The 11,575-nt window shown below is 66.2% G+C and carries 10 protein-coding genes; all 10 read left to right on the top strand.

Annotated features, from left to right (window positions below; all coding sequences use genetic code 11):
* The first annotated feature begins 23 nt into the window (after nucleotides 1-23).
* Complete coding sequence (gene hisG, locus AC3WJD_RS18610) at nucleotides 24-689, top strand: ATP phosphoribosyltransferase (protein WP_492748232.1); 666 nt, start codon at nucleotides 24-26, stop codon at nucleotides 687-689.
* On the top strand, nucleotides 679-1,968 hold the full coding sequence (gene hisD / locus AC3WJD_RS18615; protein WP_492748233.1) for a histidinol dehydrogenase: 1,290 nt from the start codon (nucleotides 679-681) through the stop codon (nucleotides 1,966-1,968). Before hisG ends, hisD begins: the two co-directional genes overlap by 11 nt.
* Nucleotides 1,965-2,408 (top strand): transcription antitermination factor NusB, encoded by a 444-nt coding sequence (nusB, locus tag AC3WJD_RS18620; protein ID WP_492748234.1) that lies wholly within the window; start codon nucleotides 1,965-1,967, stop codon nucleotides 2,406-2,408. Before hisD ends, nusB begins: the two co-directional genes overlap by 4 nt.
* A gap of 31 nt (nucleotides 2,409-2,439) precedes the next feature.
* Nucleotides 2,440-3,366, top strand: a complete 927-nt coding sequence (gene thiL / locus AC3WJD_RS18625; RefSeq protein WP_492748235.1) for a thiamine-phosphate kinase — start codon at nucleotides 2,440-2,442, stop codon at nucleotides 3,364-3,366.
* A gap of 127 nt (nucleotides 3,367-3,493) precedes the next feature.
* Nucleotides 3,494-5,605, top strand: coding sequence for a sodium-translocating pyrophosphatase (locus AC3WJD_RS18630; RefSeq protein ID WP_492748236.1), 2,112 nt, complete (start codon nucleotides 3,494-3,496; stop codon nucleotides 5,603-5,605).
* Between the two features lie 542 nt (nucleotides 5,606-6,147).
* Nucleotides 6,148-8,091: an alpha/beta hydrolase family protein gene (locus AC3WJD_RS18635; RefSeq protein ID WP_492748237.1), complete on the top strand. Its 1,944-nt coding sequence runs from the start codon at nucleotides 6,148-6,150 to the stop codon at nucleotides 8,089-8,091.
* A 196-nt stretch (nucleotides 8,092-8,287) separates the two neighbouring features.
* A complete protein-coding gene (rimP, locus tag AC3WJD_RS18640) occupies nucleotides 8,288-8,833 on the top strand; it encodes a ribosome maturation protein RimP (RefSeq protein WP_492748238.1) in 546 nt (181 codons plus the stop codon).
* Between the two features lie 4 nt (nucleotides 8,834-8,837).
* Nucleotides 8,838-10,448: a transcription termination factor NusA gene (gene nusA / locus AC3WJD_RS18645; protein ID WP_492748239.1), complete on the top strand. Its 1,611-nt coding sequence runs from the start codon at nucleotides 8,838-8,840 to the stop codon at nucleotides 10,446-10,448.
* Nucleotides 10,449-10,633: 185 nt separating this feature from the next.
* On the top strand, nucleotides 10,634-11,347 hold the full coding sequence (locus AC3WJD_RS18650) for a DUF448 domain-containing protein (RefSeq protein ID WP_492748240.1): 714 nt from the start codon (nucleotides 10,634-10,636) through the stop codon (nucleotides 11,345-11,347).
* Nucleotides 11,344-11,575 (top strand): IF-2-associated domain-containing protein (locus AC3WJD_RS18655; protein WP_492748241.1); only part of this gene is annotated, 232 nt, incomplete at its 3' end. The genes AC3WJD_RS18650 and AC3WJD_RS18655, both read left to right, overlap by 4 nt.

An 11,575-nucleotide genomic window follows, 5' to 3' on the forward strand; every position in this document is an offset into this window, starting at 1 on the left:
GCACAAGTAAAGCCGCGAGCGCCATGGCCCAACCCGTCATCATCGCCGTTCCCAAGGGACGGATACTCGAGGAAGCGCTTCCGCTGCTGGCGGAGGTGGGAATCGTGCCCGAGGCGGCGTTCTCGGACGAGAGCAGCCGCGCACTGAGCTTTGCAACGAACCACCCGGGAATCTCGCTCATTCGCGTGCGCGCCTTCGATGTCGCCACCTTCGTCGCGCATGGCGCCGCGCAGCTCGGCATCGTCGGCTCGGACGTGCTGATGGAGTTCGACTATTCCGAGCTCTATGCACCCGTCGACCTTGGCATCGGCCATTGCCGCCTTTCGGTCGCCGAGCCCGCCGATCTCGCCAGCCGCGACGATCCGCGCAGTTGGAGCCATGTCCGCGTCGCGACCAAATATCCCAATCTGACGCGCAGGCATTTCGAGGCGCGCGGCGTCCAGGCCGAATGCGTCAAATTGAATGGCGCGATGGAACTGGCGCCAATGCTCGGCCTGTCGAGCCGCATCGTCGACCTCGTCTCCTCAGGCAAGACCCTGAAGGAGAACGGGCTGGTCGAGGTCGAGGTGATCACGCACGTCTCGGCGCGGCTGATCGTCAACCGCGCCGCCTTCAAGATGCGTGCGGCCGAGGTCGCGCCGCTGGTCGACGCATTCCGCAAGGCTGCGGGAGGCAAGGATGCCGCTTAGGCTCGACGCGCGCGATCCGGGCTTCGCTGATGCCTTTTCGGCACTGGTCGATGCGCGGCGCGAAAGCGATGCCGATGTCTCGCGCGATGTGGCCGCGATCCTTGGGCGCGTCCGCGCCGAGGGCGACGCCGCGATCCACGCGTTGACACTGCAATTCGATCGCCACGATCTCGATACCACGGGCTGGCGGGTGTCGGCGGAGGAATGCCGTGCGACGCTCGACGGCCTCGATCGCGAACTGCGCATCGCGCTCGAACTCGCGGCGCAGCGCATCGGTGACTTCCATGCCCGGCAAAAGCCGCAGGACAGCGAGAGCGTCGACAGCGCGGGCGTGCGCCTCGGCTCGCGCTGGCGCGGGGTCGATGCCGCGGGCGTCTATGTGCCCGGCGGCCGCGCGGCCTATCCCTCTTCGGTGCTGATGAACGCGATCCCCGCAAAGGTCGCCGGAGTCGAGCGGCTGGTGATGGTGACGCCTGCGCCCGACGGCGCCGTCAATCCGCTGGTGCTCGCCGCGGCGTCGCTTGTGGGCGTCGATGAGGTCTGGCGCATCGGCGGCGCGCAGGCGATCGCCGCGCTTGCCTATGGCACCGACCGCATCCGGCCGGTCGACGTCGTGACCGGCCCCGGCAATGCCTGGGTCGCCGAGGCCAAGCGCCAGCTCTACGGCGTGGTCGGCATCGACATGGTCGCTGGCCCGTCCGAAATCGTCGTCGTCGCCGACGGCGCCAACAACCCCGACTGGATCGCCGCCGACCTGCTCAGCCAGGCCGAGCATGACCCGACCAGCCAGTCGATCCTCTTCACCGACGATGCGGGCTTTGCCGGTCGCGTCGCGGAGGCCGTCGAGCGCGCGCTCGGCCAGCTCGCCACCGAAGCGACCGCGCGGACGAGCTGGTCCGACAATGGCGCGATCGTCGTGGTGCCGACGCTTGCCGACGCGATCCCGCTGGTCGACCGGCTTGCGCCCGAGCATCTCGAGCTTGCGGTCGAGGATCCGCAGCCGCTGTTCGATCGCGTCCGGCATGCCGGCTCGGTCTTCCTCGGTCGGCATACCCCCGAGGCCGTCGGCGATTATGTCGCCGGCCCCAACCACGTGCTGCCTACCGGCCGCCGTGCGCGCTTCTCGTCGGGCCTTTCGGTGCTCGACTTCATGAAGCGCACCAGTTTTCTCGCGTGCGACCAAAGCTCGCTCGCAAAGATCGGCCCCGCCGCGGTCGCCCTCGCGGGCGCCGAGGGGCTTCCCGCCCACGCCCTTTCCGTTGGAATCCGCCTGAAATGACACGATCCAAAGCCCGTTCCGCCGCCCGCCTCGCCGCGGTCCAGGCGCTTTACCAGCTCGAGATGGAAAAGACGCCGCTCGCGGCGCTGCTCCACGAATTCCACCTGCACCGGCTCGGCGCGACGATCGAGGATGTCGAATATGCCGATGCCGAGGTGGATTTCTTCGACGATGTCGTGAAGGGCGTCGACGCGCGCCGTGACGAGATCGACTCGCTGGTCGGCAGCAAGCTCGCCGAGGGCTGGTCGCTCGCGCGGCTCGACCGGCCGATGCGCCAGATCCTGCGCGCGGGCGCCTATGAACTGCTCGCGCGCGCCGACGTGCCGACCGCGAGTGTCATTAATGAATATCTCGACGTCGCGCACGCCTTTTACGACAAGCGCGAGACAGGCTTCGTCAACGGCCTGCTCGACGCCATCGCGAAGGATGTGCGGGGTTGACCTGCCCACCCTCCCCTTGGATGGGAGGGTAATGAGCGAGACCACCTTCATTGCCGCCTTGCGCGCGCTCGCGGCGCATCCTGCCGCGCGCGGGCTGATGGACGATGCCGCGGTGCTCGACATTGGCGGCGCGGCAATCGTGCTGACGCACGACTCGATCGTCGAGGGTGTGCACTTCCTGCCTTCCGATCCGCCCGAGGACGTCGCGTGGAAGCTGGTGGCGGTCAATCTCTCCGATCTCGGGGGCAAGGGCGCACGGCCGCTGGGCGTGCTGGCGAGCTATTGCCTGACCGGCGACGATGCGTGGGACGCGGGCTTCGTGCGCGGGCTGCGCGACGTGCTCGCGGCGCATGACACGCCCTTGCTGGGCGGGGACACCGTGTCGCTGCCCCGCGGCGCTCCGCGCGTGCTCGGGCTGACCGCAATCGGGCGCGCGGAGGGCGGAGCGCCACCCCGCAGCGGCGCGCAGGCGGGCGATGCGCTCTGGGTCACGGGCACGATAGGCGATGCAGGCCTTGGGCTCGCATTGTTGCAGGCGGGAGAGACCACCCCCGAGGCGCCGATCGCCGCCTATCGCCGCCCCCGGCCCCTGCTCTCCGAAGGCAGCGCTCTCGCGCCGCACGTCCATGCAATGATGGACGTCTCCGACGGGCTGCTCCTCGACGCATGGCGCATGGCGGAGGCGAGCGGGCTGTCGCTCACCATCGATCTCGATGCGGTTCCGCTGTCCGAAGACGTCGCAGCCCGACCCCGGAACACGCGCGCGCTCCGTCTTGAAGCCAGCACTGCAGGCGACGATTACCAGCTGCTATTCGCGCTTGCGCCCGGCGCGGTGCCCAAGGTGCCCGCCACGCGCGTTGGCCGCTTTTCGCGAGGCGCAGGACTGGTGCTGACCGATCGCGAAGGCCCCGTCCCGCTGCCCGAAAAGCTCGGATATCTCCACGGCGGAACCAAATAACCGCGCGCGCTTGCCTAATCGCGAATAGCCCCCCATACCTTTGCCCTGAGCCCGAAAAACAAAATTACCGGGCCGATATTCTTGAAGTCTCGCCGTAGTTTCCAAGAATAAAGGGGAAGGATACCGGATGACCGTAGTCACCATATCCATAGCGTGCGGCCTCGTGGCCGTGCTCTATGGCTTCATAACCAGTCGCCAGGTTCTGGCTGCCCCGGCGGGCAGCGAAAAGATGCAGGAAATCGCAGGCGCCATTCAGGAAGGCGCAAAGGCCTATCTGGGCCGGCAATATCGCACCATCGCCATGGTCGGCATCGTGGTTGCGATCCTCGTCACCTATTTCCTCGGCCTCACCGCGGGCGTGGGCTTTCTGATCGGCGCCTTCCTGTCGGGTCTGACGGGCTTTGTAGGCATGAACGTGTCGGTCCGCTCGAACGTGCGCACGGCTGAAGCCGCGCGCAGCAGCTTGCAGGGCGGCCTGACCGTGGCCTTCAGGGCGGGCGCGATCACGGGCATGCTCGTGGTGGGTCTCGCGCTGCTCGCGATCTCGGTGTTCTTTTGGTACCTCACCGGCCCCGCGGGCTATCTGCCCGACGATCGGCTCGTCATCGACTCGCTCGTGGCGCTGGCCTTTGGCGCATCGCTGATTTCGATCTTCGCGCGTCTCGGCGGCGGCATCTTCACCAAGGCGGCTGACGTCGGCGCCGATCTTGTCGGCAAGGTGGAAGTGGGCATCCCCGAGGACGATCCGCGCAACCCCGCGGTGATCGCGGACAATGTCGGCGACAATGTCGGCGACTGCGCGGGCATGGCCGCCGACCTGTTCGAGACCTATGTCGTCACCGTGGGTGCGACGATGGTGCTCACCGCGCTGCTCGTCCAGACGGGCGGCGAGGAACTGATGCAGCTGATGAGCCTGCCGCTCGCGATCGGGGGCGTCTGCATCATCACCTCGATCATCGGCACCTATATGGTGCGGCTGGGCAGCAGCCAGTCGATCATGGGCGCGCTCTACAAGGGCTTCTTGACCACCGCGATCCTCTCCGTGCCCGCGATCTACTATGTCACCTGGCAGACGCTAGGCGATATGAACGCGCCCATCGGCGGTGGACTGACCGGTGAAGGCGCCTTTTCGGGCATGGACCTGTTCTGGTCGATGATCGTTGGTCTGGGCGTCACCGGCCTTATCGTGTGGATCACCGAATATTATACCGGGACCAACTTCCGCCCGGTCCGCTCGATCGCCAAGGCTTCGGAGACGGGCCACGGCACCAACGTGATCCAGGGCCTTGCGGTCTCGCTCGAATCGACCGCGCTGCCGACGCTCGTCATCGTCGCGGGGATCATCGTCAGCTATTCGCTGGCGGGCCTGATCGGGATCGCCTTCGCGGCGACCGCGATGCTTGCGCTGGCGGGCATGGTCGTGGCGCTGGATGCTTACGGTCCTGTCACAGACAATGCCGGCGGCATCGCCGAGATGGCGGGGCTCGACGACAGCGTACGCGAGAAGACCGACGCCCTCGACGCGGTGGGCAACACCACCAAGGCGGTGACCAAGGGCTATGCGATCGGATCGGCGGGTCTGGCGGCGCTCGTGCTGTTCAGCGCCTACACCACTGACCTTCGCGAGTTCTTCCCCGACCTGCAGGTGAGCTTCAGCCTCGAGAACCCCTATGTGATCGTGGGGCTGCTGCTCGGCGCGCTGCTGCCCTATCTGTTCGGGGCGATGGGGATGACCGCGGTGGGCCGCGCTGCTGGCGACGTCGTCAAGGACGTGCGCGAGCAGTTCGCGAGCAACAAGGGCATCATGGACGGCACCAGCCGACCCGATTACGCCCGCACCGTGGACCTCGTCACCAAGGCCGCGATCAAGGAGATGATCATCCCCTCGCTGCTGCCGGTGCTGGCGCCGATCGTGGTCTATTTCGCGATCACAGCGGTCGCGGGGCAAGCCAATGGCTTTGCCGCGCTGGGTGCATTGCTGCTGGGCGTCATCGTCTCGGGCCTGTTCGTCGCGATCTCAATGACCTCGGGCGGCGGCGCTTGGGACAATGCCAAGAAGTTCATCGAGGACGGCAATCACGGCGGCAAGGGCAGCGAAGCCCACAAGGCCGCGGTGACGGGCGACACCGTGGGCGATCCCTACAAGGACACCGCGGGGCCCGCGGTGAACCCGATGATCAAGATCACCAACATCGTCGCGCTGCTGCTGCTCGCGGCGTTGGCGCACGCGGCCGCCTGACCCGCAGGCCCGAGCGTTTCATGCCCCGCCGGAGCAGTCCGGCGGGGCCTTTTTTTTGCGCCCGTGTCCGAAATCGGACGAAGGTCAGGAAAGTCAGCCTCGCGGGGAAAATCCGCTCACTCAATCTGGCGATATCGATCGATCCCTTCGATCAATGTCCACTTCGCATTCTGCACGGTTCAAGGAGCCAGTCGTGCAGCGAGCGTGACAGGAGGCGGGCGTGTAGGACAGTGTTATTTTTGGGGATTTAGACGCAGTTGCGGCCGCTAATTCCTCCCCGGTACGGGGAGGTGGCAGCCCGCAGGGCTGACGGAGGGGCTGCGCTGTAGCGGAGGTGCTCGTGTCAGCCCCTCCACCATGCTCCGCATGGTCCCCCTCCCCGTGCCGGGGAGGAATTAAGACGTTCGCTCCCCACCCCATTGCTCCCATGGCCGTGTGCGCCGCGATAAGATCCGTCGACAATTTCAGCGCGGCCGTTTTTTGCCGCTTGCGCAGACCGCGATCCATTCCTAGCCTTATGCGACTGTTTCCGGGGGGAATTCATGAAGATACATAACATGGCGGCCGCGCTGCTCGCGGCCGGATCGGTCATGTCGGGCGCGCTGGCCCAGGGCCAGGGCCAAGCCGTAGTGAGCGCCCAGCGGCCGCTCGAGGATTTTGCCGAGCTCCCCTATGTATCGGGGCCGCAGCTTTCGCCGGACGGCAAGCGCGTGGCGGCCAAGGTTTCGATCAACGGCCAACAGGCGCTTGCGATCCTTTCGCTGTTCGATCCCGATGCCAAACCGGCGATCGTGAGCATGGGCGACAGCGATCTGAACCGCTGGCGCTGGGTCAACGACCAGTGGCTCGTCATTGGCGTGGGCGCAGTCAGCAACGTCATGGGTGATGACTGGTATCTGAGACGCATCGCCGGGGTCAGCGCCGATGGCAAGACGATCAACCCGATCGCGTTTCGCGAGGCGGCGCAGAATGCCGACGATGTGATCTGGGTCGCTGAGGACGGCACCCCTCGGCTGCTGCTCTCGCTGCAGACCTCGATCTACAGCAACCGGCCCGGATTCTGGCCGAACGTCGTCGAGGTCGATGTGTCGACCGGCCGAATGAGCACACGCCTGCAGGGGCGTGAAGGCGTGATGAACTGGTACGCCGACGGTGCCGGCGTGGTCCGCATGGGACATGGCTATAGCGACACCAAACGCACGGCCCGCCTGCTCTATCGCGATGCCGACAACAAGGCCTTCAGCGTGCTCGACCGCGCTGATCACCGCAAGGACGAGGCGCTGACGATGCCCGCATTGTTCCTCGCCGAATCGGGCAAGGCACTCGCCTGGAGCTCCGAGGACGGACGCCAGGCGCTGCGCAAGCTCGATCTCGCCACGCTGGCGACGGGTGAAAAGATATTCTCGGTGCCGGGCCATGACCTTGACGCCGTCATCCCCAACCGTACACGCGATGGGCTTGCCGGCGTGCGTTACACCGATACGCGCGAACGCGTGCACTGGTTCGATCCCGCACTGACCAAGGTGCAGGCGCAGCTGGATCAGGCGGTCGGCGGCGACCGTACCGCCGAGATCATTTCGATGAGCCGCGACCAGCAGAGGATGATCGTCCTTGTCGGCGGCCCCGATCGGCCTGGCACCTATTATTATTTCAACACCGCTGACGGCGCGATGCAGCGCTTCGGCCATGTCAGCAGCAAGCTCAAGGGCCGCTACGCCCCGGTCAGCACGATCCGTTACAAGGCCCGTGACGGCCTCGAAATTCCCGCGATCCTGACGCTTCCAGCAGGTCGCGAGGCGAAGAACCTGCCGTTGATCGTCATGCCGCACGGCGGCCCCGCGGCGCGCGATGAAGAGCGTTGGGACTGGGAAGCGCAGTTCCTCGCCAATCGCGGCTATGCGGTCGTCCAGCCCAATTACCGCGGATCGACGGGCTATGGGGAGGCCTTTCGCGAAAAAGGTGACGGCGAATGGGGCCTGAAGATGCAGGATGACCTCAACGACGCGGTCACGCACCTGGCGCAACAGGGCATTGCCGATCCCAAGCGCGTCTGCATGGTCGGCAGCTCCTATGGCGGCTATGCGGCGATGCGCGCGGCGCAGCGCGACGGCGCGCTGTATCGCTGCGCGGTGTCCTTTGCGGGCGTCTCCGATCTGGCCCGCCTCGCCCGCTATGACAGAAGCAGCTTTCTTTACGGAAAAACCTACGAGGATTCGCTGAAGGAAAAGGCGCCCGATTTCGCTGCGGTCTCGCCCCTGAATTTTCCCGAGCAGTTCTCGGCGCCGATGCTGCTCGTCCACGGCAAGGCCGATCGCCGCGTCCCCGTCAAGCAGTCGCGCGAGATGGCGGAGAAACTGCGCAAGGCGGGCAAGGCGGTACGCTATGTCGAGCAGCCGCTCGGCGATCACCATTTTTCACGCGAGCAAGACCGTGTGCAGTATCTGCAGGAACTGGAAACCTTCCTGAGGGCGCACAATCCGGCGTGACATTCCGGGCGGCGGCGCGTTTCGGCACCGCCGCCTGGTGACGGGCTTGCGGCCACGCGCAGCGGCGCATCTTCCCCGCTTGCCCTCTGCGCGCTTCCGCACTATATCGGCGGCACTTCTCGACATCGGTAACAATGGCGAGGTCGGGGCCAGAAGGCTCCGGCGCCAAAGCCGCATGTTCAAGCACGGAGCCCAAATGGCCGATATTGATGCGTTGACCAGCCTGATCGAACCCGAAGCCAAGGCGCTCGGGTTTGCGCTGGTGCGCGTCAAGTTCTTCGGCGGCGAGGGCGACCGGACGCTGCAGATCATGGCCGAGCGGCCCGATACGCGCCAGCTGACGATCGACGATTGCGCGGCGCTGTCGCGGCGGATTTCGGACAGGTTCGATGCGCTCGAGGCCGAGGGGCGCGATCCGATCGACGAGGCCTATCGGCTCGAGGTCAGCTCGCCGGGGATCGACCGCCCGCTGACGCGGCTCCAGGATTTCGCCGACTGGGCGGGCCACGAGGCGCGGCTGAGTCTGATCGAGCCGCAGGACAAGCGCAAGCAGCTGACCGGCCCGATCAAGGGAATCGATGGCGAAACCATCGTGATTGACGTAAACAAGCATGGCGAAATGCGCGTGGCGTTCGCCAATATCCACAGCGCCAAGCTGGTGATGACCGACAGGCTCATCGCGGCGACCGCCCCCCTCTCAGCCGAGGGTGCGGACAGCATTCAGGTAGAAGGACAGGACTGAGACCATGGCCACCGCCATTTCCGCCAACAAGGCCGAGCTGATTGCCATCGCGAACGCCGTCGCATCGGAAAAGATGATCGACAAGGCGATCGTCATCGAGGCGATGGAGGACGCGATCCAGCGCGCCGCACGCGCGCGTTATGGCGCCGAGAACGACATCCGCGCCAAGCTCGATCCCAATACCGGCGATCTTCGCCTGTGGCGCGTCGTCGAGGTGGTCGAGGCGGTCGACGACTATTTCAAGCAGGTCGACGTCAAGGGCGCGCAGAAGCTGCAGAAGGATGCGGCGGTTGGCGACTATATCGTCGATCCGCTGCCCCCGATCGAATTCGGCCGCATCGCCGCGCAGGCCGCCAAGCAGGTGATCTTCCAGAAGGTCCGCGATGCCGAGCGCGAGCGCCAGTATGAAGAATTCAAGGATCGCGCGAGCGAGATCATCACGGGCGTGGTGAAGCGCGTCGAGTTCGGCCATGTCGTCGTCGACCTTGGCCGCGCCGAGGGCGTCATCCGCCGTGACCAGCAGATCCCGCGCGAAGTCGTCCGCGTCGGCGACCGCGTCCGCTCGCTGATCCTCAACGTCCGCCGCGAGAACCGCGGCCCGCAGATCTTCCTCAGCCGCGCGCACCCCGACTTCATGAAGAAGCTGTTCGCGCAGGAAGTGCCCGAAATCTACGACGGCATCATCGAGATCAAGGCCGCGGCCCGCGATCCGGGCTCGCGCGCCAAGATCGGCGTCATCAGCCATGACAGCAGCATTGACCCCGTCGGTGCGTGCGTCGGCATGAAGGGCAGCCGCGTCCAGGCGGTCGTCCAGGAAATGCAGGGCGAGAAGATCGACATCATCCCCTGGAGCGAGGACACCGCGACCTTCGTCGTCAACGCGCTCCAGCCCGCCAATGTCAGCCGCGTCGTCATCGACGAGGAAGAGGACCGGATCGAGGTCGTCGTGCCCGACGACCAGCTCAGCCTTGCGATCGGCCGCCGCGGCCAGAATGTCCGTCTAGCCAGCCAGCTGACCGCCAAGGCGATCGACATCATGACCGAGGCCGATGCCAGCGAGAAGCGTCAGCGCGAGTTCGTCGAGCGTTCGGAGATGTTCCAGAACGAGCTCGACGTCGACGAGACGCTGGCCCAGCTGCTTGTCGCCGAGGGCTTCGGTGCGCTCGAGGAAGTCGCCTATGTCGAGGTCGAGGAGCTTTCCACGATCGAGGGCTTTGACGAGGAACTCGCCGCCGAGCTGCAGAACCGCGCGCAGGAAGCGCTCGAACGCCGCGAGGAAGCGAACCGTCAGGAACGCCGCGATCTCGGCGTCGAGGATGCGCTCGCCGAAATGCCCTATCTGACCGAGGCAATGCTCGTCACGCTCGGCAAGGCCGGAATCCGGACACTCGACGATCTGGCCGACCTCGCCACCGACGAGCTCATCCAGAAGAAGCGCGCCGAGCCCCGGCGCGGCCGCGAAGGGCGCAGCGAGGACAAGGGCGGCGTGCTCGCCGAATATGGCCTGAGCGAAGAGCAGGGCAACGAGATCATCATGGCCGCGCGCGCGCACTGGTTCGAGGACGAGAGCGCCGAAGGTACTGGGGAGGACGCAGTTGCGGATACCTCCCAATGAGACGCTAGGACGGCAATTCAGGCAGCCGACTTTCCTGAACCCCTCCCTTTCAAGGGAGGGGCAAGGGGTGGGTGAGCGATCCGATCGGCTCGACGCCGATTGGAGCGCTTTCTTGCACGTGGGGAAACGGGGCTCGCTACGCTCGCCACCCACCCCCGTCCCCTCCCTTGGAAGGGAGGGGTGAAATGAGCGAGAACTCTCGACGCTGCATATTAAGCGGTGAGAAGGACGCGCGCGACGGCCTGATCCGGCTGGCGCTCGGTCCCGATGGCATGGTCGCGCCCGACGTGCGCGCACGTGCCCCGGGGCGCGGCGCCTGGATCGGGGTGACGCGCGCCGAGCTCGATCAGGCCAACGCCAAGGGCAGGCTGAAGGGTGCGCTCGCGCGCGCCTTCAAGTCGGGCGAGGTCTCCGCGCCCGCCGACCTGGGCGCGCGAATCGAGGACGCCTTGCGTCAGGATGCGCTCAACCGGCTGGGGCTGGAGGCGCGTTCGGGCAAGCTGCTGACGGGCTCGGAAAAGATAGAGGCGGCCGCGCGCAGCGGGCAGGTACGCCTGTTGATGCACGCCGCCGACGCCGGAATCGACGGCAACCGCAAGCTCGACCAGGCATGGCGCGTCGGATCGGGGCGCGAGGGCAGCGCGGAACGGGGCATGGTATTGCCGGTTTCGCGCACTATATTGTCCTTGGCATTGGGGCGCGAAAATGTGGTACACATCGCGCTCACCGATCGGGCCGCTGCGGAGCGGGTAGCGCAAGCGGTATCCCGCTGGCGTGATTTTATCGGAAGTGAGGCCGAGGCCGAACCTTGCGCAAATTCTGCGCAGGGTCCATCGGCGCTGAATGCGCATGACGGCGACGGCATGGGTGAAGACGAAGGATTTGAGATCAGTCGATGAGTGACACGGACAACGAAAAGCCGAAACTGGGCATGCGCGCGCCGCTGGGTCTCAAGCGCACCGTGGAGACCGGCAAGGTGAAGCAGAGCTTCAGCCATGGCCGGTCGAACACCGTCGTGGTCGAGGTCAAGCGCCGTCGTATCCTGGGCAAGCCCGGCGAGGCCGAGGCCTCCCACGTCGAAGAGGCGCCTGCGGCACCCGCTGCCCCCGCCCCCGCCGCTGCTGCGC

This window comes from Sphingobium sp. FW306-1B-F04DB, from assembly GCF_058781925.1.